This is a genomic window from Streptomyces sp. AHU1 (genome assembly GCF_045343905.1).
In the GTDB taxonomy this organism is placed as follows: Bacteria; Actinomycetota; Actinomycetes; order Streptomycetales; family Streptomycetaceae; genus Streptomyces; species Streptomyces triticiradicis.
Window position 1 is genome coordinate 5,102,308 of record NZ_CP174283.1, and the last position, 26,943, is coordinate 5,129,250.

Annotated in this window: 25 protein-coding genes; 14 read left to right on the plus strand and 11 right to left on the minus strand. The window is 72.1% G+C overall.

Annotated elements, in window-relative coordinates:
* The first annotated feature begins 111 nt into the window (after window positions 1-111).
* Window positions 112-447: an ArsR/SmtB family transcription factor gene (locus ACICHK_RS22785; RefSeq protein WP_406838347.1), complete on the plus strand. Its 336-nt coding sequence runs from the start codon at window positions 112-114 to the stop codon at window positions 445-447.
* A gap of 112 nt (window positions 448-559) precedes the next feature.
* Window positions 560-1,600 carry a DMT family transporter gene (locus ACICHK_RS22790; RefSeq protein ID WP_406838348.1) on the plus strand — a complete coding sequence of 347 codons (1,041 nt, stop codon included), beginning with the start codon at window positions 560-562 and terminating at the stop codon, window positions 1,598-1,600.
* Here the strand turns inward: ACICHK_RS22790 and ACICHK_RS22795 are convergent.
* Window positions 1,485-2,390 carry a LysR family transcriptional regulator gene (locus ACICHK_RS22795; RefSeq protein WP_406838349.1) on the minus strand — a complete coding sequence of 302 codons (906 nt, stop codon included), beginning with the start codon at window positions 2,388-2,390 and terminating at the stop codon, window positions 1,485-1,487. The genes ACICHK_RS22790 and ACICHK_RS22795 overlap by 116 nt on opposite strands.
* 1 nt (window position 2,391) lies before the next feature.
* Window positions 2,392-2,790, minus strand: coding sequence for a PLD nuclease N-terminal domain-containing protein (locus tag ACICHK_RS22800; protein ID WP_406838350.1), 399 nt, complete (start codon window positions 2,788-2,790; stop codon window positions 2,392-2,394).
* 89 nt (window positions 2,791-2,879) lie between these two features.
* Between ACICHK_RS22800 and ACICHK_RS22805 the strand changes: the two genes are divergently transcribed.
* From ACICHK_RS22805 to ACICHK_RS22840, 8 genes are all read left to right on the plus strand, one after another.
* Window positions 2,880-4,331 carry a menaquinone biosynthesis decarboxylase gene (locus ACICHK_RS22805; protein WP_406838351.1) on the plus strand — a complete coding sequence of 484 codons (1,452 nt, stop codon included), beginning with the start codon at window positions 2,880-2,882 and terminating at the stop codon, window positions 4,329-4,331.
* Complete coding sequence (gene mqnP / locus ACICHK_RS22810) at window positions 4,328-5,230, plus strand: menaquinone biosynthesis prenyltransferase MqnP (protein ID WP_406838352.1); 903 nt, start codon at window positions 4,328-4,330, stop codon at window positions 5,228-5,230. The genes ACICHK_RS22805 and mqnP overlap by 4 nt, the downstream gene beginning before the upstream one ends.
* A 31-nt stretch (window positions 5,231-5,261) precedes the next feature.
* A complete protein-coding gene (locus tag ACICHK_RS22815) occupies window positions 5,262-5,951 on the plus strand; it encodes a UbiX family flavin prenyltransferase (protein ID WP_151470721.1) in 690 nt (229 codons plus the stop codon).
* 54 nt (window positions 5,952-6,005) lie between these two features.
* A complete protein-coding gene (locus ACICHK_RS22820; protein ID WP_037627278.1) occupies window positions 6,006-6,461 on the plus strand; it encodes an Lrp/AsnC family transcriptional regulator in 456 nt (151 codons plus the stop codon).
* 95 nt (window positions 6,462-6,556) lie between these two features.
* The gene (gene mqnE, locus ACICHK_RS22825) at window positions 6,557-7,720 is read left to right on the plus strand and encodes an aminofutalosine synthase MqnE (RefSeq protein WP_406838353.1); all 1,164 of its coding nucleotides are present in this window, start codon (window positions 6,557-6,559) and stop codon (window positions 7,718-7,720) included.
* Window position 7,721: 1 nt separating this feature from the next.
* Window positions 7,722-8,255 carry an N-acetyltransferase family protein gene (locus tag ACICHK_RS22830; RefSeq protein ID WP_406838354.1) on the plus strand — a complete coding sequence of 178 codons (534 nt, stop codon included), beginning with the start codon at window positions 7,722-7,724 and terminating at the stop codon, window positions 8,253-8,255.
* Window positions 8,256-8,338: 83 nt separating this feature from the next.
* Window positions 8,339-8,644: a DUF4229 domain-containing protein gene (locus ACICHK_RS22835; protein ID WP_406838355.1), complete on the plus strand. Its 306-nt coding sequence runs from the start codon at window positions 8,339-8,341 to the stop codon at window positions 8,642-8,644.
* Window positions 8,645-8,691: 47 nt separating this feature from the next.
* Window positions 8,692-9,348 (plus strand): TetR/AcrR family transcriptional regulator, encoded by a 657-nt coding sequence (locus ACICHK_RS22840; protein WP_151470717.1) that lies wholly within the window; start codon window positions 8,692-8,694, stop codon window positions 9,346-9,348.
* Between the two features lie 39 nt (window positions 9,349-9,387).
* On the opposite strand, the gene ACICHK_RS22845 is transcribed toward ACICHK_RS22840, so the two are convergent.
* Together ACICHK_RS22845 and ACICHK_RS22850 are read right to left on the minus strand one after the other, a co-directional pair.
* Window positions 9,388-10,743, minus strand: coding sequence for a DUF6716 putative glycosyltransferase (locus ACICHK_RS22845; RefSeq protein WP_406838356.1), 1,356 nt, complete (start codon window positions 10,741-10,743; stop codon window positions 9,388-9,390).
* Between the two features lie 217 nt (window positions 10,744-10,960).
* Complete coding sequence (locus ACICHK_RS22850; RefSeq protein WP_406838357.1) at window positions 10,961-11,911, minus strand: MaoC/PaaZ C-terminal domain-containing protein; 951 nt, start codon at window positions 11,909-11,911, stop codon at window positions 10,961-10,963.
* 434 nt (window positions 11,912-12,345) lie between these two features.
* Between ACICHK_RS22850 and ACICHK_RS22855 the strand changes: the two genes are divergently transcribed.
* A complete protein-coding gene (locus tag ACICHK_RS22855; RefSeq protein WP_406838358.1) occupies window positions 12,346-14,250 on the plus strand; it encodes an AMP-dependent synthetase/ligase in 1,905 nt (634 codons plus the stop codon).
* A 14-nt stretch (window positions 14,251-14,264) separates the two neighbouring features.
* Here the strand turns inward: ACICHK_RS22855 and ACICHK_RS22860 are convergent, their stop codons facing one another.
* A complete protein-coding gene (locus tag ACICHK_RS22860; RefSeq protein ID WP_406838359.1) occupies window positions 14,265-14,588 on the minus strand; it encodes an AzlD domain-containing protein in 324 nt (107 codons plus the stop codon).
* Window positions 14,585-15,274, minus strand: coding sequence for an AzlC family ABC transporter permease (locus ACICHK_RS22865; protein WP_406838360.1), 690 nt, complete (start codon window positions 15,272-15,274; stop codon window positions 14,585-14,587). The genes ACICHK_RS22860 and ACICHK_RS22865 overlap by 4 nt, the downstream gene beginning before the upstream one ends.
* A 104-nt stretch (window positions 15,275-15,378) precedes the next feature.
* Between ACICHK_RS22865 and ACICHK_RS22870 the strand changes: the two genes are divergently transcribed.
* A complete protein-coding gene (locus tag ACICHK_RS22870; RefSeq protein WP_151470712.1) occupies window positions 15,379-15,957 on the plus strand; it encodes a helix-turn-helix domain-containing protein in 579 nt (192 codons plus the stop codon).
* Between the two features lie 148 nt (window positions 15,958-16,105).
* Here ACICHK_RS22870 and ACICHK_RS22875 read toward each other — a convergent pair whose 3' ends face one another.
* Window positions 16,106-16,309, minus strand: a complete 204-nt coding sequence (locus ACICHK_RS22875; RefSeq protein WP_067282429.1) for a cold-shock protein — start codon at window positions 16,307-16,309, stop codon at window positions 16,106-16,108.
* Between the two features lie 343 nt (window positions 16,310-16,652).
* Between ACICHK_RS22875 and ACICHK_RS22880 the strand changes: the two genes are divergently transcribed.
* Together ACICHK_RS22880 and ACICHK_RS22885 are read left to right on the plus strand one after the other, a co-directional pair.
* Entirely contained in the window at window positions 16,653-17,501 is an 849-nt protein-coding gene (locus ACICHK_RS22880; protein WP_406838361.1) for a menaquinone biosynthetic enzyme MqnA/MqnD family protein, read from the plus strand.
* Window positions 17,502-17,601: 100 nt separating this feature from the next.
* A complete protein-coding gene (locus ACICHK_RS22885) occupies window positions 17,602-19,515 on the plus strand; it encodes a serine/threonine-protein kinase (protein ID WP_406841290.1) in 1,914 nt (637 codons plus the stop codon).
* A 186-nt stretch (window positions 19,516-19,701) separates the two neighbouring features.
* On the opposite strand, the gene ACICHK_RS22890 is transcribed toward ACICHK_RS22885, so the two are convergent.
* The 4 genes from ACICHK_RS22890 to ACICHK_RS22905 form a co-directional block, all read right to left on the minus strand.
* A complete protein-coding gene (locus ACICHK_RS22890; protein WP_406838362.1) occupies window positions 19,702-20,820 on the minus strand; it encodes a CU044_5270 family protein in 1,119 nt (372 codons plus the stop codon).
* Window positions 20,817-21,527 carry an RNA polymerase sigma factor gene (locus ACICHK_RS22895; RefSeq protein ID WP_406838363.1) on the minus strand — a complete coding sequence of 237 codons (711 nt, stop codon included), beginning with the start codon at window positions 21,525-21,527 and terminating at the stop codon, window positions 20,817-20,819. The genes ACICHK_RS22890 and ACICHK_RS22895 overlap by 4 nt, the downstream gene beginning before the upstream one ends.
* Window positions 21,528-21,658: 131 nt before the next feature.
* Window positions 21,659-22,261, minus strand: a complete 603-nt coding sequence (locus ACICHK_RS22900) for a hypothetical protein (RefSeq protein WP_406838364.1) — start codon at window positions 22,259-22,261, stop codon at window positions 21,659-21,661.
* Window positions 22,262-22,325: 64 nt separating this feature from the next.
* Entirely contained in the window at window positions 22,326-26,891 is a 4,566-nt protein-coding gene (locus ACICHK_RS22905; RefSeq protein WP_406838365.1) for an FtsK/SpoIIIE domain-containing protein, read from the minus strand.
* Window positions 26,892-26,943: the final 52 nt, after the last annotated feature.

Consider the following 26,943-nt stretch of genomic DNA (forward strand, 5'->3'; position numbering starts at 1 on the left):
AACGAAAAGCGAACACTCGGGAGTGTATGGTTTTCATCGAACACTCTGCAAGAGGATCGGCGGATCGGCGGATCGGCGGATCGGCGGATCAGGGGAACCCAGGAGGCCGACGTGGCGGAGCGGACCAGTCACCGGGCGGCGCCCGAGCACACCCACCCCGACGAGGTCCCCGTGCTCACGGCCCTCGCCGCGCTCGCCGATCCCGTGCGCATCCGGCTCGTCAGGGAGCTGGCCGGGTCCCCGGAGTGGAGCCGCAGCTGCGGCTCCTTCGACGTGCCCGTCGGCAAGGCGGCCCTCAGCCATCACTTCGCCGTGCTGCGCGGCGCGGGTCTCGTCGAGCAGCGCGACGAGGGACCCAAGCGGGTCAACCGGCTGCGCCGGACGGAGTTCGAGGCCCGCTTCCCGGGCCTCCTCACCCTCGTCCTGCGCGAGGAGCCGACCCTCTAGGAGTCCTGCCATAGGTCCTCGCCAGGGGTCATCGGCGGTGCCGATGGGGGCATCGGCAGGACGCCCCGGTGGGCCGTGGCCCACCGGGTGCCGCCGCTCCTACCTTCGGGGCATGACCTCAGCCACCGCAGTCGAGAACAAGGGCGTCGTCCAGCTGACCGCCGCCATGATGCTCTCCGGGACCCTCGGCGTCTTCGTCGTCGAGTCCGGGGCCTCGCCCTTCAACGTCGTCTTCTTCCGCGTCCTGTTCGGGGCGCTCGCCCTCGGCGGCTACGCGCTGGCCCGGGGCTACTTCCGGGGGCACGGCTTCACCCCGCGCACGCTCGGACTCGCCGCTCTCGGCGGGGTGTTCATCGTCTTCAACTGGGTCCTGCTCTTCCAGTCGTACGAGAACACCTCGATCTCCGTCGCCACCGTCGTCTACCACACCCAGCCGTTCTACGTGGTGCTGCTGGGCGCCCTGCTCTTCCGCGAACGGCTCACCGCCATCAAGGCCGGCTGGATCGCGCTGGCCTTCGCCGGTCTGGTCCTCGTCTCGGGTGTCTCCCCGGCCGACTTCGCGCACGGCGGCGCGTATCTCACCGGCGTCGGGCAGGCGCTCCTCGCCGCGCTCCTCTACGGTCTGTCCACCCTGGTCACCAAGCGCATCAACGGCGTCCGCCCGCACCTCATCGCGCTCGTCCAGGTCGTCGTCGGCATCCCGCTGCTGCTCCCCTTCGCCGACTTCGGCGCGATGCGGGGCACCGGCGCGGACTGGGGTTGGCTGATCGGCCTCGGAGTCGTCCACACGGGACTGATGTACGTCCTGATGTACGCCGCCTACGCCAAGCTCCCGACCGCGAAGATCGCCGTGCTCGCCTTCACCTACCCGGCCGTCGCGATGGTCATGGACTGGGCGGTGTACGGCCATCACATCGGGCTCGTCCAGGCGCTCGGCGTCCCGCTGATCGTGACCGCCAGCCTGAAGGTGACGCTTCCCAGGAAGACCGAGAGCGCCAGGAGCATCATGGCCCGCCGGATCGCCGAGAACGCCTCGCTCAGCCCTGCGGGCCGGACTCCTCGGACACCAGTCGCCGGGCCCGCTCCACGAACAGCCGCGCATGGGACGGGAGCCGCTTCCCGGCCCGCCAGGCCAGTTGCGTCGAAAGCGTGAACGGCGGCTCCCAGTCGAGCCGTACGAGCTCACCCCGCTCCAGTTCGGCGGCGACCGTCACCTCGGGAAGCAGCGCGATCCCTAGGCCGGCCGCCGCTGCGCGTTTGGTCGCCTCGATCGTGCCGAACTCCGTGAAATCCACGGAGGAGCCCTCCGGGAGGCAGGAGTTGAGCTCTCGCTCGAACAGGTCCCGGTAGGCGCAGCCGGGTTCCGTGGCCAGCAGCGGGCGGCCCGGGAGAGCGGCCGTGTCCGGTGCCGTGCCGGCGAGCGGATCGCCGGGTGCGGCGACCAGCGCGAGGGGTTCCCGCGCGAGCACCGCGACCTCCAGACCCGCGTGTTCGGTCTCCGCCTCCATCAGGAAGCCGACGTCGTACGTGCCCTGGCGCAGGGCCTGGCGGGTCTCGTCGCCGATGGTCGTGCGCAGCGACAGCCGCACCCGGGGGTGGCGGTGGTGGAAGAACTCCAGGAGCGGCAGCAGCCGGTACGAGGTGAGGGACTCCATCGTGCCGACGGTGAGCGTCCCGGAGGGTTCCTCGGCGCCGACGACCGCGGCCCGCGCCTCCTCCGTCAGCTCGATGATCTGCCGGGCGTAGGGCAGCAGCCGCTCGCCCGCCTCGGTCAGTCGGATCCTGCTGCCCAGCCGGTCGAAGAGCTCCGTGCCGAGCGAGGACTCCAGGGCGCGGATCTGGCTGGTCACACTGGACTGCGCGTACGTCAGTTCGGCCGCGGCCCGGGTGAAACTCAGTACGGTCGCGACCTTCTCGAAGGTCACCAGCAGGCGCAGTTCCATGTCAGGACTCTTCGTCGGACCTGCTCTGCTCCTCGCGTCGCTTCAGTTCCTCCTCGCGGCGGCGCAGGTCCGCCTCCCAGTCCTTCAGCAGCGCCTCGTCCTTGCGGTTCTCGGCCTTGAGGGACTTCAGGAACTCGGGGTTGTCGTCGGGCGCGACGAACTCCGTCCGGTGGTTGCGGTGCCATTCGGAGGGGGTGGAGCCGCCCACGGGGCCCCGGCGGTTCCGGCCCGCGACCAGCCAGGCGATCGGACCGACCAGCACCTCGCCGAAGAGCAGGATGATGATGACCCAGACCACCTTCGGCAGGCCCTTGACCTCCTCCTCCGGCGTGTTCAGGCAGTCGATGAAGGCGTAGATCCACAGCGCCAGGACCAGCAGGAAGGGCAGATACCTGAGCATGGCCGAACGATCCCCCAGTGAGCGACGGCGGGGCGGCACGGGCCCCCCGGTGACGGGCACAGATTAGCGGGTGGCCGATACTTGGACACATGGCTTACGACGATCTTCGCTCCCTGCTCAGGGCGCTGGAGCGCGAGGGAGACCTCAAGCGCATCAAGGCCGAGGTGGATCCGTACCTGGAGGTCGGGGAGATCGTCGACCGGGTGCAGAAGGCCGGCGGGCCCGCGCTCCTCTTCGAGAACGTGAAGGGCTCCTCCATGCCCCTCGCGATGAACGTGTTCGGCACCGACCGGCGCCTGCTCAAGGCCCTCGGACTGAAGTCGTACGGCGAGATCTCCGAGAAGATCGGCGGACTGCTCAAGCCGGAGCTGCCGCACGGCTTCGTCGGCGTGCGCGAGGCCTTCGGCAAGCTCGGCGCGATGGCGCACGTCCCGCCGAAGAAGGTCAAGGACGCGCCGGTGCAGGAAGTGGTGCTGCGCGGCGAGGACGTCGACCTCGACGCGCTGCCCGCCCTGTTCACCTGGCCCGACGACGGCGGCTCCTTCTTCAACCTCGGGCTCACCCACACCAAGGACCCCGAGTCCGGCGTGCGCAACCTCGGTCTGTACCGGCTCCAGCGCCACGACAAGCGCACCATCGGCATGCACTGGCAGATCCACAAGGACAGCCGCAACCACTACCAGGTCGCGGCCCGCAAGGGTGAGCGGCTGCCCGTGGCGATCGCCTTCGGCTGCCCGCCCGCCGTGACCTACGCCTCCACCGCCCCGCTGCCCGGGGACATCGACGAGTACCTCTTCGCCGGGTTCCTCCAGGGCAAGCGGATCGAGATGGTCGACTGCAAGACCGTCCCGCTCCAGGTGCCCGCGAACGCCGAGGTCGTCCTGGAGGGCTGGCTGGAGCCGGGCGAGATGCTGCCGGAGGGGCCGTTCGGCGACCACACCGGCTTCTACACCCCGCAGGAGCCGTTCCCGGCGCTGACCATCGACTGCGTGACGATGCGGCGCCGGCCGCTGCTCCAGTCCATCGTGGTGGGGCGGCCCCCGACGGAGGACGGGCCCCTCGGCCGGGCGACGGAGCGGTTCTTCCTGCCCCTGCTGAAGATCATCGTGCCGGACATCGTGGACTACCACCTCCCCGAGGCGGGCGGTTTCCACAACTGCGCGATCGTCGCGATCGACAAGAAGTACCCCAAGCACGCCCAGAAGGTGATGCACGCCGTCTGGGGCGCCCACATGATGTCCCTGACGAAGCTCATCGTGGTCGTCGACTCCGACTGCGACGTCCACGATCTGCACGAGGTCGCCTGGCGCGCCCTCGGCAACACGGACTACGCCCGTGACCTCACCGTCGTCGAAGGCCCGGTCGACCACCTCGACCACGCCTCCTACCAGCAGTTCTGGGGCGGCAAGGCGGGCATCGACGCGACGAGGAAGTGGCCCGAGGAGGGCTACACCCGGGACGGCGGCTGGCCCGAGATGGTGCTGTCCGACCCGAAGACGGCGGCGAAGGTCGACCGTCGTTGGAAGGAGTACGGGCTGTGAGTTCAGCTTCCGCGGCGCTTCCGCAGCCGGGCCGCACCAAGGCGTTCCTGCGCCTCGTCATGATCGAGCACTCGGTGTTCGCGCTGCCCTTCGCGTACATCGCGGCGCTCACCGCGATGTTCGAGGTCGACAAGAACATCCACTGGGGAAAGCTGCTCCTCGTCACCGTCGCGATGGTCGGTCTGCGCACCTTCGCCATGGCGGCGAACCGGATCATCGACCGCGAGATCGACGCCCGCAACCCCCGTACGGCCCAGCGCGAACTGGTCACCGGCGCGATGAGCGTGCGGCACGCCTGGACCGGCGCGCTGATCGCCCTGGTCGTCTTCCTCGGCGCCGCGGCCCTGCTCAACCCGCTGTGCCTGGCGCTGGCGCCCGTCGCGGTGATCCCGATGGTCGTCTACCCGTACGGCAAGCGGTTCACGAACTTCCCGCAGGCCATCCTGGGTCTCGCCCAGGCGATGGGCCCGGTCGGCGCCTGGATCGCCGTCACCGGCTCCTGGTCCTGGGACGCGGTCGTCCTCGGCCTCGCGGTCGGCGTCTGGATCGGCGGCTTCGACCTGATCTACGCCTGCCAGGACGTCGAGACGGACCGCGAGATCGGTGTGATGTCCGTGCCGGCCCGCTTCGGCATCCCGGCCGCGGTGCGGGGCGCGCGGGTCTGCCACGCGGTGACGACGGCACTCTTCGTCTGGTACGGGGTGGCCATCGGCGCCGGAGCCTTCTTCTGGCTGGGTCTGGTGATCGTGGCGGGCGCGTTCCTCTACGAGCACTCCATCGTGAAGCCGCACGACCTGAGCCGGCTCAACCGGGCGTTCTTCCAGGTCAACGGCTTCATCGGGATCGCCTTGTTCGTGTGTGCCCTGCTCGACCTGCTGGTGCGCGGGCTGACGGTCTGAACATGGGCGGTGGCCGGATAGGCTCGACATCATGAAGCCAGGACAGACGCAGCGCCGGCCTTGGATCGTGGGGGTGTCCGGCGCGTCCGGTACCCCGTACGCGGCCGCGGTGCTGCGTTCGCTGCTGGACGCGGGGGAGAGCGTCGACCTGGTCGTCAGCAGGGCCTCGCGGCTCACGCTGCTCGACGAGACCGGCCTCCCCTTCCGCGACGCCCACTGGCGTGCCGACCTGCGCGCGTGGCTGGAGCGGGGCGCCGACGGCAAGCCCGGCACCTTCGACGTCCCCGAGGAGCACCTCGACGCCGTACGGCACTGGAGCGCGGGCGACCTGGCGGCCGGGCCCTCCTCGGGCTCGTACCCGGCCAAGGGCATGCTGATCGTGCCCGCCTCCACCGCGTGCGTGGCCGGAGTCGCCCTCGGCCTGTCCAAGGACCTGCTGCAGCGGGCCGCGAGCGTCACCCTCAAGGAGGGGCGGGGGCTGGTCGTGGCCGTACGGGAGACCCCGCTGAACGGGCAGACACTGCGTCACCTGGTCTCCCTGGACGACGCGGGCGCCGTCGTGCTGCCCGCCTCGCCGGCGTTCTACGCGGGAGCCACGCACATCCAGGACCTGGTGGACTTCGTCGCCGGGCGGGTCCTCGACGCGGCGGGCGTCGAACACGGTCTCTACCGCCGGTGGAAGGGCGAACTCGGGAGCGGCTCCCGGGACGCCACCCCCTAGACTCGCAAGATTCTCAAGACGTCTCAGACCTTTTCAGCGGAAGGCTTCGATCGCATGGACGCGGTGGACAGGCAGCTCATCCAGGCCCTGAGAGAGAACGGCCGGGCCTCCTACGCGGAGCTGGGGCGCCTCGTCGGTCTGTCGGGACCCAGTGTCACCGACCGCATCAACCGGCTGGAGGCGGCCGGCGTCATCACCGGGTACCGCGCGACGGTCGACTCGGCCTCGCTCGGTCTCGGCGTCACCGCCCTGATCGGCATCTCGCTCTCCGACGCGGCCGACCACGAGGACGTGGCCCGGCGGCTGCGCGACCTCAGCGAGATCGAGGACTGCTGGTTCATCGCGGGCGACGACTCGTTCATGCTCAAGGTGCGCTCCAGCGACGTCGACGGACTGGAGAAGACCATCCGGCGCCTGTCCGGGACCAAGGGCGTCTCCCGTACCCGCACGACGATCGTGCTCTCCACGAAGTGGGAGAACCGGGTCGGCGAGCTGCCGGAAGAGGACTAGGCACACCCCGGGGGGCGAAAGGCCCAGGTGGGGGCCTTTCGCCGACAGGGCGGGGAGTACGGTTGGCAGCGTTCGTCACAGGGAGAGGTAATCGCATGGATGTCGGGCTCAAGCGCGAGCTGGAGGACAAGGTCCGGGCCGGTGAGCGGCTGACCCGCGAGGACGGCATCGCGCTCTACGAGTCGGACGACCTGGCCTGGCTCGGCGGGCTCGCGCACGAGGTGCGCACGCGCAAGAACGGCGACGTCGTCCACTTCAACGTCAACCGCCACCTCAACATGACGAACGTGTGCACCGCGTCCTGCGCGTACTGCTCGTTCCAGCGCAAGCCGGGCGAGAAGGACGCGTACACGATGCGCATCGAGGAGGCCGTCCGCCTCGCCAAGGCGATGGAGGGCGAGAACCTCACCGAGCTGCACATCGTCAACGGCCTGCACCCCAGCCTGCCCTGGCGCTACTACCCGCGTTCGCTCAGCGAGCTGAAGAAGGCCCTGCCGAACGTCTCGCTGAAGGCGTTCACGGCCACCGAGATCCACCACTTCGAGACCATCTCGGGGCTGTCGGCCTCGGAGATCCTCGACGAGCTGATCGAGGCCGGTCTGGAGTCGCTGACCGGCGGCGGCGCGGAGATCTTCGACTGGGAGGTCAGGCAGCACATCGTCGACCACCGCACCCACTGGGAGGACTGGTCGCGCATCCACCGCCTCGCGCACGAGAAGGGTCTCAAGACCCCGTGCACGATGCTGTACGGGCACATCGAGGAGCCCCGGCACCGGGTCGACCACGTGCTGCGGCTGCGTGAGCTCCAGGACGAGACCGGCGGTTTCCAGGTCTTCATCCCGCTGCGCTACCAGCACGACTTCGTGGACATGCAGGACGGCAAGGTCCGCAACCGCCTCCAGGCGCGCACCCAGATGGCGACCGGCGCCGAGGCGCTGAAGACCTTCGCGGTCTCGCGCCTGCTCTTCGACAACGTCCCGCACGTCAAGGTCTTCTGGGTCATGCACGGTGTGCAGACCGCGCAGCTCGCGCTCCAGCACGGCGCCGACGACATGGACGGCTCGGTCGTCGAGTACAAGATCACGCACGACGCCGACAACTACGGCACGCCGAACAAGCTCACCCGCGAGGACCTGCTGGACCTCATCCGGGACGCGGGCTTCCGCCCGGTGGAGCGCAACACGCGCTACGAGATCATCCGCGAGTACGACGGACCGGACCCGGAGCGCCGCGAGGCGCCCCAGCCGATGCGGGTCTGACGTGGCGCTGGTCTTCGAACTCGATCCGGCGGTCACCCCCGAGCTCCGGGACGGCGTCGTCGCCCTCTGGGTGGACGTCTCGAACGCGGGCGGCTCCGTCGGCTTCGTGCCGCCGGTGGCCGCCGGCGACGTGCGCCCCGAACTCGTGAAGCACTTCGTCGCCATGGCGGAGGGCCGCACCCGGCTCCTGGTCGGGCGGGACGAGGAGGGCGCCGTCGCGGCGACCGCCTTCATCACCCACAACACCCACCGGCTGATGAGGCACTGGGTCTGGCTGTACACCGTGATGGTGCACCCCAGGCACCAGGGCAAGGGGTACGGCCGGGACCTGCTCGCCGCCGCCGAGGAGGCCGCGGGCCGCCTGGACGGCGTCGACGCGATACGGCTGACCTGCAGGGGCGGCGAGGGCCTCGAACGCTTCTACGCCTCCTGCGGCTACAAGGAGGTCGGACGGGTGCCCGGCGCGATCCACGTCGGGCCCGGCGACCGACGGGACGACATCACGATGCTGCTGCCCCTGGCCGTCCGCGGCTGAGGACCCGCTGCAAGATCGCTGTCCGGGCGTGCTTCACTGGACGGAGTTCTTTGGGACCGTTCGGAACGGAAGAGTGGATTGAGATGCTCCGCTACACACTGATGCGCCTTGGGATCTTCGTGGGCTGCTTCGTGGTCGTCTGGGGCCTCGTCTACTCGGGCATCGCCCCGCGAGGCCTCGGCGACTCGAACTTCATGTGGATCGTCCTGCTGGCCCTGGTGATCTCCGCGCCGATCAGCTTCGTCGCCCTGCGCGGCGCCCGCGACCGCGCCTCGGCCCAGGTCGTCGCCCGCGTCGACCGCGCCAAGGCCAACCTGGAGCGCAACCGCAACCAGGAGGACTCCGCCGTGGACGAGGCCGCCCGGGACACCGCGGACCAGGCCTCCTGAAACCGCCGTGCGCCCGGCCGCGCGGCGGCCCCTCGTAGGCTTGGCGCATGGGTGCTGTGAAGAACAAGCGGATGCCGCGCGCGGTGCGCGAACAGCAGATGCTGGACGCGGCCGTACGGACCTTCGGGCAGCGCGGGTACCGGGCCGCGTCGATGGACGAGATCGCCGAACTGGCGGGCGTGTCCAAGCCGTTGGTGTACCTGTACCTGAACTCGAAGGAAGACCTCTTCACCGCGTGCATCCGGCGCGAGGCCCAGGCGCTCACCGCGGCGGTCCGCGCCGGCGTCCGCCCGGAGCTGCCCGCTGACCGGCAACTCTGGGAAGGGCTGCGGGCGTTCTTCACCCACACCGCCGGGCATCCCGACGGCTGGTCGGTCCTGCACCTCCAGGCCCGTACGCACGGCGAGCCCTTCGCCGCCGAGGTCTTCGCGATGCGCGAGGAACTGGTCCGGTTCGTCACGCAGTTGATCGTCGTCGCCGCGCGCGAGGCGCACCGCGACCCGTCGCTGCCCGCGCGGGAGGTCGCCGGACTCGCGGAGGCGCTGGTCGGTGCCGCCGAGTCGATGGCCGCGTGGGCCAACGCCACCCCGGGCGTCTCGGCCCGGCAGGCCGCCGCCACCCTGATGAACTTCGCCTGGGCGGGCCTGGGCACCCTCATGCAGGGCCGTCCCTGGACCCCGCCCCGGGCCGCGGCGGAGGTCTGACACCCCGGACCGGCAAGGTCCCGTCCGGACCGGCCCGGATCAGCCCTGGCCCCAGCGGCGCAGGACGGGGGCGACCTTCTCGCGCCCCACGCGGTAGAGGGACTTGGCTCCGCCGCGCGCGGCCCGGCGGACCACCGTCCGCAGCGGGCCGGCGCTCCCGCCGGGCGCGGGTGCCAGCGGCCTGCCCTTCTCGTCGAGGCCGTTGCGCTCCAGGACCCCTTCGAGATACGCCCCCGCCCGCCGCGGGGAGTAGTACGGCCGCAGGGCGGGCAGCCGTCCCGGCCCCGCCAGCGCGGCGACCCGGGCGCGGGCGGCGGCGTACGGATCGCTCTTGCCGACGCCCTGCCGTGCCGCCCAGGCCGGGTCGACGCGCGGTACCGCGCCGGCGTCCAGGTCGTCCCAGGACGCGAGGCAGCCCGAGTGCACGAAGTAGTGGTTGCCGTGCTTCCCCGAGCTCTCAACTCCTCCCCCAGCCTTCGGCCGGGAGGGACCCCCAGAGCAGGGGAGACCCCGACCACGGACCCCGAAGTCGGTGAGGATCGCGGTCGGGATGCCGCGGTGCATCGACTCCAGGGCCGCCGTCGAGCTGACCGTCACCAACAGGTCGGTGCGGTCCAGGACTTCGCCCATGTTGCCGTGGACGAGACGCAGGTTGGCCGGGGCCGGCTCGGCCAACCGCTCGACGAGCAGCTGGTACGGATCGACCTCGACGTGCGTGGTGTGCTCGCCCGGGAGGCTGCGCAGTTTCATCAGCACCAGCCGCTCGGGGTGCGCTCGCGCGTGAGCCGCCGCCCGCTCCAGCAGCTTGAGCCGGGACTCCCGGCCCTTGGGCACCGACGGCTGCACGGCGAAGGTGAGCGTGAACGGCCGTTCCGCGGAGGGCACGTACGGCTCTCCGCCGAGGAAGGGCAGCGCGCACTCCACCACCGAGTCCGGGTCGACGCCGACACTCGCGAACGCGGCACGGAAACGGTCCGCGTCGTGGGAGCTGTTGGCGAGGACGAGATCGGTGCCGGCCCGGGTCATCAGCCCGTCGACCATCTTCTCGTACACGACCCCGACGTACCCGGTCACCGTGACCGGCCGCCGCTGCAGCCCCTCCCACGCGATCCCCAGCCCGTGGGTGAGCGCGAGGGGCGTGCCGCCGACCGTGGCCAGGACCACCACGTCGGCCGCGGCGAGCTCCTCGTCGTCGACCAGTTCCGCCACTGTGACCTCGCGCCGGGTGTCCGGCACGATCCCGATCTCCGTCAGCCGGCGTTCCGTCGGGGTGGCCCGGGTGCGCAGGAAGAGCGCGTCGAGGGCGTGCTCGGGCGCGATCCGCCGGGCCACGGACGCGCCCCACTTCCAGCGGGTGTCGGAGTCGGCGATGACGGCGATACGTCTGGGCGGCATGGTTCGGGAGCCTTTCCTGGCGGCGGCCGGGGGAGTGGACCGAGGCTGGGAACGGTGTCCGAGGACGGGATGAGGGGCTGCTTGAAAGCGCCTTGGCGCGCTGGGCGTGGACTGTGAGGACTTTCCCGACTAGGCCTCGCCAACTGGGAGTTGACGGAAAAGGCGCTGTGCGGCGGGGGGCTCCGGCCATGCGGTGTTCGCCCGAAGTTCATCCGTCTCACGCGTGCGGCCGTACGTCACCCCGCAGATGGACCCGGTCGCCCGAGCGGAGTTCGAAGGACGGTCCCCGCTCGGCGTACGTCACCGTCCCCGGCAGCAGTACCGGCGCCCTGAACTCGGCCCGCACGTCGACCGCCTGCCGCGGCCCGTACTCGGCGAGGCAGCGGGCGACCGTCCACATGCCGTGCGCGATGGCGCGCGGGAAGCCGAAGAGACGGGCGGTGAGGGGGTGCAGATGGATGGGGTTGCGGTCCCCGGAGACGGCGCCGTAGCGACGGCCGACGTCCGGGGCGAGGTGCCACTCGGCGACGGCGGGCAGCGGCTCGGATCCGCCGGGGGAGGGGAGCGGGGCGTACGGCGGGGGCTCATGGTGCTCGCTCCTGTCCCTGGCCCCGGTTTCGTTCCTGTTCCCGGCCCCGGCCCCGGTTTCGGTCCCGTCCGGGGTCCGGTGCCGGGCGAGATAGGTGCTCCTCGACTCCCACACGAGCCGGCCGTGGGCCCTCGCCCCGGTCAGCACGGTCGCCTCCGTGCCCCGCCGGTGCGGCGCAGACTTCTCCACCGTCACCTCGAGTTCGTACTCCTGGGTCGCGGTGGCCCCCTCGCGCCGGGTGATCTCGACCGAGGTGTGCACCAGTCCGAGCAGCGGGAGCGGGAACGCGCGCGCCGCCATGATCCGCATCGCCAGCGGGAAGGCGAGCACGTGCGGATAGGTGACCGGGAGGGCGTCCGCGCCGGTCGGGAACCCGCACGCCCGCTCGTACGCGGCGAGGTGGGCGAGGTCGATCCGGACGCCGGGGAGGACGAGCCGGGTGGCGGGGACGGGGGCGTCCGGGCGGGGCCGCTTGAAGGGGGAGAACAGGGCGCCGCGGGCCAGCAGCGGGACGAGCGAGGGGGCGGCGGTGAGGGTGCGGGTCCGCGGTTCGGGGCGGACGGGCGGCTGAGTGCGCATCGAAGTCTCCAGGCGGGCGGGGGAGGTGCGGCTCTCGGCGGGCGGTGCGGGGCAGTGCGGTGCGGTGCGGGGTTCGGCGGGCGGGTGGTGCGGGGATCGTCCGGCGTCCGGGTGGGCATCTCTTTACTCTGGAGTAAGTTACCGTGGGTAAGGCTACGTCAGGGGGAGGGTGGGGTCGAGACGCCGTGCGGAGATCCCCCGGGGCCGACAGGGCGCGAAAGGGCACAGCTACCCCGGGTAACTCCCACCTCGCCTGCGGCAAAGCGTCACAAACCCCACACTTCGGCGCCGTAGGATCCCCGTCTCACCAGGTCGCGGAGACCCGTGAACCCCCCACTCCTCAGGGCCGTACAAGGAAGCGCACCCCGCGCGCCCGCCCGAGCCCGAACACGCCCCGCACCCGCCCCGGCCTCCGGCCGACAAGGAGCCGCCCCGTGTCCAGCCCGTACTCCTCCGACTCCGTCCCCCTCCTCCCGGAGCCCGAGATCAAGCGGCTGGACGGTGTCGTGCGCGAGGTCGCGGTACCGCCGATCGTGGGCCGGGTGACACACGGCTCCCTCGCGGACATCCCGTTCGACAACGCCGCCGCCGCTCCGCTGGAGCCGGTCCTCAGCCGGAAGGCGCCGGACGGCGAGGGTTGGAGGGACGTGAGCGCCGCGGAGTTCGCCGACCAGGTCCTGGCGGTGGCCAAAGGGCTGATCGCGGAGGGGCTCGTGCCGGGCGACCGGATCGCCATCATGGCCCGGACGACGTACGAATGGACGCTCCTCGACTTCGCCGCCTGGGCCGCGGGCCTGGTCACCGTGCCCGTCTACCCGACCTCCTCGGTCTTCCAGACCCGCTGGATCCTCCAGGACTCGGGGGCCGTCGCGCTCGCCGTGGAGAACGTGGGGCAGGCGGCGGCGCTCGGCCCCGAGCGCGATCACCTGCCCGACCTGCGGCACATGTGGGTCTTCGAGAAGGGGCATCTGGAGCGGCTCGCGGAACTCGGCCGCGAGGTCCCGGACCAGGAGGTGGCCGTACGGCGCGGGATGCTCGGCCCGGACACGCTCGCCACCCTCATCTACACCTCGGGCACCACCGGCCGCCCCAAGGGCTGCGTCCTCACCCACGGCAACTTCTTCGCCGAGGTCGACAACGCCGTCGAACTGCTCCACCCGGTCTTCAGGTCCCGCACCCGGGAACCCGCCTCCACCCTCCTCTTCCTCCCCCTCTCGCACGTCTTCGGACGCATGGTGGCCGTGGCCTGTCTGCGCGCCCGGGTGAAACTCGGCCACGCGCCGGGCCTGGGGACCGAGGAACTCCTCGCGGACCTGGCCTCGTTCAGGCCGACCTTCCTGCTCGCCATCCCGTACGTCCTGGAGAAGGTCTTCAACACCGCCCGCGCCACGGCCGAACGGATGGGCCGCGGTCCGTCCTTCGACCGGGCGGCCCGGATCGCCCAGAAGTACGGCGAGGCGGTCGAGGCCGGGCAGCACGGCACCGGTCCCGGACCGGGCCGCTCCCTGCGCGCGGCCCGCGCCCTCTACGACCCCCTGGTCTACCGCCGCATCCGGGCCGCCCTCGGCGGCAGGGTCCGGCACGCCATCTGCGGCGGCTCCCCGCTCGGCCGCCGGCTCGCCGCCTTCTACGCGGGAGCCGGGATCGAGATCTTCGAGGGGTACGGACTGACCGAGACCACGGCCGCCGCGACCGTCACGCCCCCGCAGAAGCCGCGCCTCGGCACGGTGGGCCTGCCCCTGCCGGGCACCCGGGTGCGGATCGCCGCCGACGGGGAGGTGCTGCTGTGCGGCGCCCAGGTCTTCCGCGGCTACTGGGACCCGCACGCGGGCGGTGTCGTCGACGCCGCCCCGGACGGCTGGCTCGCCACCGGCGACATCGGGGAACTGGACGACGGCGGCTATCTCGCCATCACCGGCCGCAAGAAGGAGATCCTGATCACCGCGGGCGGCAAGAACGTCGCCCCGGCACCCCTGCAGGACTTCCTCCGCTCCCATCCGCTGGTCTCCCAGTGCATGGTCCTGGGCGACCGCCGCCCGTTCGTCTCCGCGCTCGTCACCCTCGACCCCGAGGGCATCGCCCACTGGCGCCGGATGAACGGCAAGCACCCGGTTCCCCCCGAACTCGTCACGGAGGACCCGGACCTGCTGGCCATCCTGCAGCGCGCCGTCGACGAGGCCAACCGGCTCGTCTCGCGCCCCGAGTCCATCCGCCGCTTCACCGTCCTGCCCGTCGACTTCACCGAGGAGGCCGGCCACCTCACCCCCTCCATGAAGCTGCGGCGCGCGGCGATCGAGAAGGACTTCGGCGAGGAGATAGAGGCCCTGTACGCGACGTAGTCCCGGGGCGGGACCTAGCCGACCCCGGCCATGCGCAGCCCCGCCGTCGTGATCGCGGCTCCCAGCACCACCACCGCGAACGGGGCCCTCCGCCAGGCCAGTACGCCTCCCGCCAGCACTCCGGCGGGCCGGGCCCATCCCGCGAAGGCGTGGGACTCGGTGAGCGCGCCCGTCGCGAGCAGCGCGACGAGCAGGACCACCGCCCCCGCGGACAGCAACGTCCTCACCCGGGGGGAGAGTTCGACCCGTCCGTGCAGCAGGGGTCCGGCCAGCCGGAAGGCGTACGTCCCGGCGGCGAGGGCGAGGACGGCGGCCAGGACCGGTGCCGTGCTGCTCATGCCGCCCTCCCACCCAGGAGCAGCAGCCCGGTGAGGGCCGTCAGTACGGGCACCCCCACGGGGACGAAGGGGGTGAGCGCCAGCGCCACCGCGGCTCCGGCGAGCGCGGCCCGCCGTACGGCCGCGTCCTCGCGCAGGGCCGGCAGGACCAGCGCCACGAGCACCGCGGGAAACGCGGCGTCGAGTCCGTAGCGTCCGGTGTCGCCCAGCGCGCCTCCGGCGAGGGCGCCGAGCAGGACGCACAGGTTCCAGGAGGCGTAGAGCCCGAGCCCCGAGATCCAGAAAGCGGCCCGGCGGCGGGCGGGGTCCGGCTGGGCGAGGGTGAAGGCGACGGTCTCGTCGGTCACGAGGTGGGCGCCGATCCAGCGGGTGACGCGACCCCGCCCGATGACCTCGGCGACCGCCAGACTGAAGGCCGCCGTACGGGTGTTGAGCAGCAGTCCGGTGGCCGCCGCGGCGACGGGCCCGCCTCCGGCGAGGAGTATTCCGACGGCGCTGAACTGGGCGGAGCCCGCGTACACCAGCAGCGACATCACCACCGGCACCCACACCGGCAGCCCGCCCGCGACGGCGAGGGCCCCGAAGGAGACGCCGACGATCCCGCCCGCGAGACAGACGAGGCCCACGTCCCGCAGCAGACGCGTGTCGGGTCGTGTGCCGAGTGGTGACCGGTGCAGCGAACGCATGTTTTCTACAATGAACAGGAAGCATGGTGTTCGTCAAGGCGAACGATCGGACCGGCAGAGAGAACGGCGGAGGCGGCGATGGGCGGAACGACGAGGAGAGCGACATGACCGACGACGGCTCCGGCGCCTCTCCGGCCCGCCTCCCCCTCGACTGGATCGCCGCCTCCCTGCGCCGCGAACGCGTGCGGGCCGGCCTCTCCCTGTCCGAGCTGGCCAAGCGTGCCGGGATCGCGAAGTCGACGCTGTCCCAGCTGGAGGCGGCGAGCGGCAATCCGAGCATGGAGACGCTGTGGGCGCTGGGTGTCGCCCTCGGCGTACCGTTCAGCGCGCTGGTCGAGCCGCCGGCCCCGGCCGTCCAGGTGATCCGCGCCGGCCAGGGGCCGACCGTCCACTCGGAGCAGGCCGCGTACGCCGCGACCCTGCTCTCCGCGAGCCCGCCGGGGGCCCGGCGCGACATCTACCACCTGCGGGTGGAGCCCGGCGCGGCCCGGGAGTCGGACCCGCACATCCCGGGAACCGTGGAGCATCTGATCGTGGCCGCGGGGCGCCTGAAGGCGGGGCCGCGCGGCGAGCAGGCCGAGCTCGGCCCCGGCGACTACATGGCGTACCGGGGCGACGTGCCGCACGCGTACGAGGCGCTGGAGCCCGGGACGACGTTCGTGCTCGTGATGCAGCACGTGTGAGCGGGCGGGCGGCGCGGCGGGCGGGGCGGGGGGAGCGCGCGGGGCGCCGCGAGGGCGAAAGGCAGGAGCCCCGCTGCCGGCTGGCGCGGGGCTCCTTGGGTACTGCTATCAGGTCCGGATCGAAGCATCGGCTCGGGGAGCCGAATACTTACATCGGGGTGACGTTCTCCGCCTGCGGGCCCTTCGGACCCTGCGTGACGTCGAAGGAAACCGCCTGGTTCTCTTCGAGGGAGCGGAAACCGCTCGCGTTGATCGCGGAGTAGTGGACGAAGACGTCCGGGCCGCCGCCTTCCTGGGCAATGAAACCAAAGCCCTTTTCGGCGTTGAACCACTTCACGGTTCCGGTAGCCATAAGCCCTCCTTGGGCCCAAAGGGTTGCCCTGCTCCAGAACCTGCGATTGTGTAAACAACTGCATACGTCTGAAAACGACGAGAGCCCGCGGTCACATGCTCCGCAGGCTCTGTACTGCAAGGGAAACCAAACTGCAACTTGCGGCGAGCCTAGCACGCAGGCAGCCGAAAGCAATAGAGGCGAAGATCACGTCATTCGGACGGGTGGTCCGTGCTGGTCAAAGGCCTGACGTGCGTTGACTGCGAGGTGTCACGACGGTTGACACGAGGGGTCGGGATGGTTTCCACCCGCACACGCCGACCCTGAAGCCTGCACCGTATCGCATGGGGGCTAGCCTCGCGATGTGGACAATTCTCGCACCCGGCCGCGCGTCGGCCACATCCAGTTCCTGAACTGCCTGCCCCTGTACTGGGGGCTCGCGAGAACGGGCACGCTCCTCGACTTCGAGCTCACCAAGGACACCCCCGAGAAGCTCAGCGAGCAGCTGGTGCGAGGGGATCTCGACATCGGGCCCATCACGCTCGTCGAGTTCCTCAAGCACGCCGACGACCTCGTCGCCTTTCCCGACATCGCGGTGGGCTGCGACGGCCCCGTGATGTCCTGCGTGATCGTCTCTCAGGTTCCCCTCGACCGGCTGGACGGCGCCCGCGTCGCCCTCGGCTCGACCTCGCGGACCTCCGTGCGGCTCGCCCAGCTGCTGCTGGCCGAGAAGGTCGGGGTGCGGCCCTCGTACTACACGTGCCCGCCCGACCTGAGCCTGATGATGCAGGAGGCCGACGCCGCCGTCCTCATCGGTGACGCGGCGCTGCGCGCCAACCTGCTCGACGGGCCGAAGTACGGGCTCCAGGTGCACGACCTCGGCGCGCTGTGGAAGGAGTGGACGGGCCTGCCGTTCGTCTTCGCCGTGTGGGCGGCCCGGCGCGACTACCTGGAGCGCGAGCCGCTGCTCACCCGCAAGGTGCACCAGGCCTTCCTCTCCTCCCGGGACCTCTCCCTGGACGAGGTCTCCAAGGTCGCCGAGCAGGCGGCCCGGTGGGAGGCCTTCGACGAGTCCGTCCTGGAGCAGTACTTCACCACGCTCGACTTCCGCTTCGGCGGCCCCCAGCTGGAGGCCGTACGGGAGTTCGCGCGCCGGGTCGGCTCGACGACCGGGTTCCCGGAGGACGTGAACGTACGGCTCCTGCAGCCGTGAGACCCCGGCCGCCCCCGGTCCCGTCCGTTCCGGGACCAGGGGCGGTCACGGCACTACGCTGCTGGGCAGTGTGTACGGGGGAGGGGGAACCGTGAGTGCCATGCAGCCGCTCGGAGCCGACGAACCCACGGCCGTGGGGCCCTACCGGCTGCTCGGCCGGCTGGGTTCCGGCGGCATGGGGCGCGTGTACCTGGGACGCAGCGCGGGCGGCCGTACGGTCGCGGTCAAGATCGTGCATCCGCACTTCGCGCTCGACGAGGAGTTCCGCGCCCGCTTCCGCCGCGAGGTCGAGGCCGCGCGGCGGGTCGGCGGCGCGTGGACGGCGCCCGTCCTGGACGCGGACCCGGAGGCACCGGTCCCCTGGGTCGCCACCGGTTACGCGGCCGGCCCCTCCCTGACGGCCGCCGTGGCGGACGGCGGACCGCTCCCGCCCCACTCCGCGCGCGTCCTCGGCGCCGGTCTGGCCGAGGCGCTCACGGCGGTCCACGCGCTGGGCCTCGTCCACCGCGACGTCAAGCCCTCCAACGTGCTGCTCACCCTGGACGGCCCGCTCCTGATCGACTTCGGCATCGCGCGGGCCACGGACGGCACCGCCTCGCTGACCTCGACGGGGGTCTCCGTCGGCTCCCCCGGCTACATGTCCCCCGAGCAGATCCTCGGCAAGGGCGTCACGGGAGCGGCCGACGTCTTCTCGCTCGGCGCGGTCCTCGCGTACGCGGCCACCGGCGAACCCCCCTTCCCCGGCGACTCCTCCGCCTCCCTCCTCTACAAAGTGGTGCACGAAGAACCCCGACTCGACTCCCTGGAAGGCGAGTTGCGCGAGCTGGTGGCGAACTGCCTGGCCAAGGAGCCCTCGGCGCGGCCCGCTCCGGGCGAGGTGGCCCTCCGGCTCGCACCGCAGGGCGCCGCCCGGCTGGTCGCGGCGGGCTGGCTGCCGGGCGCCCTGGTCGAGCGGGTGAGCCGAAGCGCCGTACAGCTGCTGAACCTCGACGCGACGGGAGCCGCGGGGGCCGCGCCCTCGGGGCCGTTGGGCTTCAGCAGCCCCTCGGTCGAGGCCGGGCAGGCCGGCCAGGTCGGGCAGGCAGCCGGGACCGGCTCTCGGGCCGTCCAGGGCTCGGGGTCCGGCTCGGGCTCGGGGTCCGGCTCCGGATTCGGTGAGGCGGTGTCCGGGGGGACGGCCGGGACGCCGGGACCGGGCGGCGGCTTCGGGCCGCCTCCGCCGGGCTTCGGGCCGCCGCCCACGATGCCCGCGTACGTACCGGGGCAGGACGCGGGCCCGGACGCGGGACCCCGGGACGCCGTGCACCGCGAGGAGACACCGGACCGGCGGACGTCCGACCGGCCGGGCAGGCTCTCGGTCAGCGTGGCGGCGACCTCCGCGCCCGGGGCGGGCGGCCGGGGCCGCAGGATGAGCTGCACGGTCGCGCTCGCAGTCGCGGGCGCGCTGGCGGCGGTGACCGTGGGATCCGCGTTCCTCTTCGACCTGTTGCCGGGCGGCGACAAGGGCGAGGGCAGCGTGGCGGGCGGGCGCCCGTCGGCCACGGCGAGCCGGAGCGCCTCCCGCACGGGACCGAGCGCGACCGCCGAGGAGCCGGGCTCCACGGGGACCGCCCCGGAACCGGCTCCGACGACGAGCGCGTCCGGTCCCGACGAGCAGCTGTCGACGGTCCCGGCCTCCTATCTCGGCACCTGGGAGGGCGACGGTCTCGGCCTCGGCGGCACCCTCCCCATGGGCACCTTCCGCGTCACCGTCCACCGGGCCGCCGTGGGACAGGAGCTGGGCACCTTCCGGCAGACCGACCAGATCGGCGGCATCTGCGACGACGTCCTCGTGCTGAAGAAGGTCACGAAGAAACAGCTCGTCGCCACGAGCGTGGCCTCGGAGTCCAACCGTGACGTCTGCACCAAGGGACGGCACGAGGTCCGGCTGACTCCCGTCGGCAGCGACCTCACCTACGAGACGGACAACGCCGAGGCGGGGGATCCGGTGGCCCGGATGAACAAGGTGGGCTAGGTCCTGCGCCGGAAGTCCCCGGAGAACCCCGGTAGTTGCCGTGCGCTGCCGGTGCCGGTGCCGGTGCCGTGCCGACGCCGTGCCTCGCCCGCCGGGGCCCGCACGGCACGGTGGCCGCCGTCCTCCTGGGACGGCGGCCACGGGGCCGGTGAGCAGCGGTGCGTCTCAGCCTGGGGCGGCGGGACCTCAGCCCTTCTGCCCGGGGGTCTGCTTCATGCCGTCGACGATCGCGCGCCTGGTGATGGCGCTGGTGTTGCGGACGGTGCCGGGCTTGAAGGCGACCCCGTCCTGGGTGACCGGCTTGACCTGCACGGTCCGCTCGCCGAGGAAGACGTGGGTCTTCTTGTCGAAGATCCACTCCTCGCGTTCGCCGCCGGTCTCGTCCAGCCGCGCCACCGCGACGCCCGAGCGGCCGAGCGCGTCCTTGGCGTCGTTCACCACGACCACGCCCGGGATCTTCGCGGCGGCCTTGAACAGGGCCGGGTAGAGCTCCGCGGGCGGGTAGCTCTCGCCGAGCAGGTCACCGATCGTGGTGAACGCCTCCTGGTCGGGGGTGTTGCCCTGTCCCGCGGTCTCCTTGTAGATCAGCTTCAGCAGCTCGTCGGGGTCGGTGGTCAGCCGGGTCAGGGAGTCGTACGACGGGCTGTTCAGGGTGGCCTCGGGGGTGTTGCCCTGCTCGTCGGGCAGGCTCAGCGTCTCGCCCTCGGCGCTCTCGTTGGAGGCCGCGTCGATCAGCCACCCCTTGGTGCCGTCGGCGGACCGCCAGACCTGGCGCCGGTGCAGCGCGTAGCTGGCGAGGCGGCTGTCGTCGCCGACCGTCTTCACGAAGGTGTCGGACGTCTGGGACTCGATGTAGACGTACTGGCCGGGCCCGACCGTGGGGTGGGTCTCCTCGGCCGCCGCCAGTGAGACCTGGTCGATCAGCTGCGGAAGGCCCTTGGTGGTCGTGGCGCCGACGGGGACGATCATCGCGGGTCCGGTGGCGAGTTCGGTGCCGGGTCCGGCGGCGCCACCGCCGTGCACGCCGTTGTCGACCAGCAGCGTCCCGGCGACGACCGCGCCGGCCAGCGCCATCGCGGGCAGCGCGAACGCCGGGCGCAGCAGGCGGAACCCTCGGGACTTCGGCTGGGCGGGGGCGGCCTTCGTGGTGCTCGCGTCCCGCCGGGTGTCCTGCTGGATGTGGGCCATCAAACGCTCCTTGTGGAACTGGTGACGGCCCGCCGGGAGATCGCGCGCAGTCTTCGGGAGGAGAGGCGCGCTCTCCTCCCACTCGGCCGGATTCTGCCGGGACTGGGTCGCTTTCATCGATTTCCTTCCGATACGGGCCGGATCGAGTGGATGTGTTCTCCTCTTGTCTGTCGATCCGGCCGGCCGAGTTCCCGATTTCCTCGTACGGGTTTTCCCGTGCGTCCTTCGGCGCGGTGGTCCGGGTACGGGACCGGCGCCGCCCGGGCGGCAGTCCGGCCGCCGAGTTCGGCCTCGGTGAGTTTGCGCAGTTTGGCGCGTGCGCGGGAGAGACGTGAGCGCACCGTCCCGACGGCGATGCCGAGCGCCTCGGCCGCGGCCGTGTACTCCAGCCCCTCCCAGAGGCACAGCGTCAGGACCTCGCGCTCGGGTCTGCGCAGCGCGGCGAGCGCGCGCAGGGCGGCGGCGATGCGCCGTCGGTCGTCGAGCCGGCCCGCCACCTCGTCGGCGTGGTCGGGCAGCGCCGTCTCGGCCTCCGCGGCGGCGTTCGCCGCGGCCCGGTAGCGCCGGTTGCTGCGGTGGTGGCCACGGGCGACGTTGACCGCCACGCCCAGCAGCCACGGCCGCAGGCTGCCGCCTTCGGCGCTGACCCGGTCACGCAGCCGCCACGCCTCCATGAAGGTCTCGGCCATCACGTCCTCCGCCGCGGTCCAGTCGGCGGTGAGGCGGAAGGCGTGGTTGTACACGGCGCGTGCGTAGCTGTCGTACAGCTCGGCGAACGCGCTCGGATCCCCGGCCCGTATCCGGGTACGCATGTCAGTGCTCACCCTCGTTGACTGTCGATCCGTGCACCCCGGGTTCCCGTGATCCGCGTCACACGGGGCGGCGGAGGTGTCGGCGGGCCGCCGGACGCCGGCCCCGGGGGCGGGCTCGGAGCGGGGGGCGGGAGGCACGGGGCTCAGGCGGACGGGGTCTTCTCGTGGGCGTTCGCGATCCTGACGAGCACGGTGATCAGCGCGGCGGCGACGAGCACCGTCGAGAGCAGGCCGACGGCCCAGACATACGGGTACTCGACGTGGACCCAGCAGGGGTTGCCCCTGCTGTGGCACGCGGAGCCCCAGTCGCGGTGGTGCCTGGGGCGGAAGGTGGCGAACACGACCACGGCCCACAGGAAGCAGGCGGCGACTCCGGGCAGCGAGGCGAGCACCCAGCCGAGCGAGCGGAGCGGGCTCGTCCTCCACTTCATCCTGTCGAGTGTCACGATCACCGTGGCCAGTCCGAGGGGCAGTGCAGCCCCGACGGCGGCCGCGAAGCCGTAGCCGTTGCCGGGCCAGGCGGGGGCCGTGTCGCCCCAGAGTTCGGATCCCCAGGTCATGACCATGAACGTGAACCCGACGGCTGCGGCCATGGCGGCCAGAAGGATCAGGCAGCCACCGGACGCCTCCCCCCGGGACGCCTTCTCCCTCGCCTGCGCCCACGCGGACGGCCGCCGCCGCACGTGCTCGTAGCGCAGGGCCGCCCCGGCGGCCTTCCGCCGCTTGGGCTTCGCCGATCCGCTCACCGGCCGCTCCCCCTCGTCCTCTTGCCCTTCCTGCGGTGTGTCCGACCGTGGCCCGGCCCGCGGCTCACATCGGCGTCGTCACCGTCAGCGGCTCCCCGTCGCCGAGGTGCAGCAGGCCCTTGCCGGGGGCGACCGGGCCGCCGACCATGCTGCGGTTCGTGCGGATGCCGATCAGCTCGCCCGCGGAGGAGTCCTGCGGACACAGCAGGATGCCGCGGCGGCCCTTCTTCATCTCGACCTGCCAGCCGGAGAACCCGCTGCACACGTCCTCCTCGTCACCGGCGATGACCAGACCGAGACCCCGTTCGGCGCCGCGCTGCACGATCCGCTTGAAGACCGTCCCGGCGTCGCAGTCCTCCAGGACCTCGCCGTCGTCGACCAGCACCACGACCGGCTCCTCGGGCGTCGCGGAGTCGATGGCCTCGCGCAGGTCGTCGCTCTCGATGTCGTCCTCGTCGAAGACCTTCAACACGCCTTCCTCGCCGTCCAGTTCACGCAGCGGCGACGGACGCGGCGCCGCGACGACCAGACGTACGCCCTGGGCCAGGTACGAGCGCGCCATGTTCATCAGCGTCGTACTGCGCCCGGACTTGGCGGGGCCCGCGACGACGAACGTCGGCACGCCCCGGGAGAGGTCGGGGCCGAAGCCCATGACGTCGTCGCCGCCGATGCCCACCAGGCTCCACAGCCGGGAGCGGGAGGCCTCCGGGTCGCGCATCTCCCACGCCTCGGCGAAGCCGATCCGGGTGGGCAGCACGTCGACCCTGAACGGGCGCCGCGCGCGCGGCAGTCCGGCGTCCCGTACCGCGGCGGCCTCGCCGATCGCCGTGAGCGCCGCGGCCTGGCCCTGGCCGGTGGAGTCCTCCGTGAGCAGGGCGAACTGGGTCTCGGTGCCGTGCTCGTTGCGGTAGCCGCGGCCGGGCGGGATCTCCTCGGGGACCTTGCGCGCGTTGACGCCGATCAACGAGAAGTCGGAGCGGTCGGCGAGCCGCAGGGCGTACTTGTCCTCGGTGAGCGAGCCGATCCGGGTGGAGAGGATCTGGCGGTCACCCGTCATCACCAGGTGCAGTCCGACGCTCGCGCCCTCGCGCATCATCGCGGTGAGCTGGTCGGTCAGGTCGCCGTGGTCGTACTCGCCGAGCGTCGGCAGCCAGCCCTCCCACCGGTCGAGCAGCACCACGATGTGCGGGAGCCGCTCGTCCTCCGCCGACGCGGCCCGCTGCTCGCCGATGTCCGCGAAGCCCTTGTCCGCCAACAGGTCTTGTCTGCGGGTCAGTTCACCTTTGAGGCGGGTGATGAGACGGACCGCGCGCTCGGTCTGGTTGCGGCCGACGACCGCGCCGCAGTGCGGCAGCCGGGTCAGCGCGTTGAGCGCGCCGTTGCCGCAGTCGATGCCGTAGAGGTGGACGTCGGCCGCGGAGTGGGTACGGGCCAGCGAACCCGCGATCGTCCGCAGGATCTGGGAGCGTCCGCTGCGGGGGGCGCCGCCGACGAGCAGGTGCCCGAAGGAGGCGAAGTCCACCACGACGGGCCGGCGGGCCTGGTCGGCGGGCAGGTCCGCGACGCCGTACGGGGCGGGTGGCAGCTTGCCCGGACCGCCGGAGAACGCGGGCACGGTGATCTCGTCGAGCAGCAGCGTCTCGGAGAGGGCGGGCAGCCAGGGGCTGTGCTGGGGCGGGATGCCGAGGGCCCGGTTCGCCTCGCGCACGGCGTCGACCAGCACCTTGAGGTCGGTGATCTCCTCCTCCTCGCGCTGCTCGGCCTTCGGCTTGACCAGCGCGGCCCGCCCGAGGTCCGACCAGCCGAGCTGCCCCGCCCAGGGCGCGAGCACCGCCGGATCGGCGGCACCGGGCCGGCGGCCGCCGACGCGTCCCGACTGGAACGGCACGAGCGAGGCGTGCCCGAGCCGGACGTAGGCGCGGCCGGGCGTGCTCTTGGAGATGTGTCCGGCCTCGGGGGAGTCGATGACGTCGCTCGACTCGCCGCCGTCGGTGACGCGCAGCGCTATCCGGAGGTTGGTGTTGGCCCGGATCTCGGGCGAGACGACACCGCTGGGCCGCTGGGTGGCCAGCAGCAGGTGGATGCCGAGCGAACGGCCCCGCTGGGCGATGTTGACCAGCCCCGTCACGAAGTCGGGCAGGTCGCGCACCATGGAGGCGAACTCGTCGATGACGATGAGGAGCCGGGGCACGGGCGCGTGCGAGGGGTCACGGCGCACGAGGTCCTGGTAGTCCTCGATGTCCTTGGCGTCGGCGGCGGCCAGGATGTGCTCGCGCCGCTTGAGCTCCGCGCCGAGCGATTCCAGCGCCCGCTCGACGAGATGGGCGTCGAGGTCAGTCACCATGCCGACGGTGTGCGGGAGTTGGACGCAGTCCTTGAACGCCGAGCCGCCCTTGTAGTCGACGAGGACGAAGGTCATGTTCTCGGGGGTGTTGGCGACGGCCAGCGACGCCACGATGGTCTGGAGCAGCTCCGACTTCCCGGAGCCCGTCGTACCGGCGATCAGGCCGTGCGGGCCGTCGCGCCGCATGTCGATGCCGAACGGGCCGTCGTACGACTCGCCGATGACGGCCGTCGTCGACTGCCCGCCCAGGCGCCAGCGCGCGCCGATCGCGTCCCCGGTCGGCGGCTCCAGCTGGAGCACGTCGAGCAGCCGGCTGGCACCGGGGAGGGCCGAGTCCTCGGTCTCGCCGCTGATGTCGCGCAGCGCGGACAGGGCACGCGCGAGCCGGGAGCACCAGGCGGCCGACACGAAGTCGGGCCGTACGTCCTGTACGCGGGCGATGCCCGTCTGCTGGACGCGCAGCCGCAGTTCGAGCGCCTTCGGCGCCTCCGTGGCGGAGTCGTCGGTCCCGGCCGCGTGCCAGGCGTGGAAGGAGGGGAAGCCGCCGGGGACGGCGGGCGCGGCCGCGGCGGGCCGCCGCTCGTCCGCGTGCTCCTCGGGCCGGGGCTCCGCGACGACGACGGCCTGGCACTCGCCGGGCAGGAACCGTTCCTCGGCGTCCAGGCAGATCGCGTACACGGACATGGCCGGGCCCTCGCGCAGCAGCCGCACCACCCCCGGCATGGACCGCAGCCGCCGGGACCCGTCCCAGACGACGACGATGTCCGGATCGCCGAACGAGGCCTTGTTGCCGTTCTGCCGGGCGGCCTTCTGGCGGGCGTCGAGGAGCTGGGTCAGCTCACCGATGCGGGCGCCGACGGTCTCGGCGTCCGTGCCGATGAGGACGTTGGCGTCCTGGGCGCCGGCGGGCCTGCTGTGCGGCAGCCAGCGCACCCAGTCCCAGCTGTCCTGGCCGCCGTTCTCCGTCAGGACGTAGAACTGGACGTCCAGCGGGCTGTGCAGCGCCGCGGTCTGCGCGACGGCCCAACGGCCGAGGGCCCGGGCCGAGTCACCGGGTCCGGCGATGCCGACGACACCGCGCTCGGCCAGCGGGAGGGCGACCGGCGTGTCCTCGATGGTCCAGGTGACCTGGCGCTTGTGGTCGTCCTGCTCGGGATCGTCGAGCACGACCTCGGACGGCAGCCGTCCGGTGCCGACGCGCAGCAGCAGGTGGTCGGCGTCCGTGCGGCGCCGCTCCCACAGCCGGGTGCGCGGTCCGGTGCCCAGGGACAGCACGGTCGCCGGGTCGGGGACCGCCCGGCGCCGGTCGAGCCGTTCGGCGACCAGCGCCTCCTTGGCGTCCTTCTCGATCCGCGCCTTGTGCTCGTTGTACTCCTTGACCTGCTTGGCGTGGGACTTGCGGCCCTGCTTCTTGTCCATGAGGTAGTTGCCGAGCATGATGAGCGGGCTCAGCAGCGCCATGATCATGTAGTACCAGCGCCCGAAGACCAGCACCATGACGACGGCGCTGACGAGCGGCGTCAGCGCCATCAGCCAGGGCAGCGGCCGGGCCTCGTAGTCCCGTACGGGACTCGGCAGCCGGAACTTCGTCTCGCGCTCCGGCGGACGCAGCCGCGGCGGCCGGTTGTAGTCGAGACCGGCACCGTCGTCCGACCACTTGAGCGCGGCGTCGGGCTGGGCGTAACGCTCCAGCTGGAAAAGGGAGTTGCCGACCGCGATCTGGGCTCCGAGGGGCCAGTCGTCACCCTCGCGCTCCTCGAAGGGCTCGCCGTCGAGGGTGACGCCCTCCTTCTCCCCGTGCACGGCGACACCGCACGTCCCGTCCGTTGCAACTGACAACGTCAGCGCCCTTTGCGGAAGTTCGGGATCGTCGACGCGCACGTACGACGCGGCCCCGGCGCCGATGTCGTACCGGCCGATCCCGAGCCGGTGCACGGCACCGGCCGCCGGGCCGCCCGCCACCCGCAGTTCGACCAGTCCGGTCGGCTCGCCGGGCAGGCATCCGGCCGGGTCGTGCAGGCTCACGACGGCGCCCTCGCGCAGCGGCGAGGTGGCGATGGTCGCGGCGGGATCGACGGGATACCCGTCGACGTACGCGACCGGCGCGCCGGTGCCCGCGGCTCCCTGGTGCTGCCCGATGGGGATGATCTGCGCACCGCCGCCGTAACCTACGTGTTCCGCGAGCTCTTTGGTGATGTCCCCCACCGAGGACTCGGGATCCGCGTCGAGAACCACGTCGGCGGTGGCGCCGCCGAGCGGGTCGACGACGGTCAGAGTCAACCGCACGCTCGTCCTCCCCCAGACACCGATGGCCGCTTCCGGAACGCCGGCCACAGTG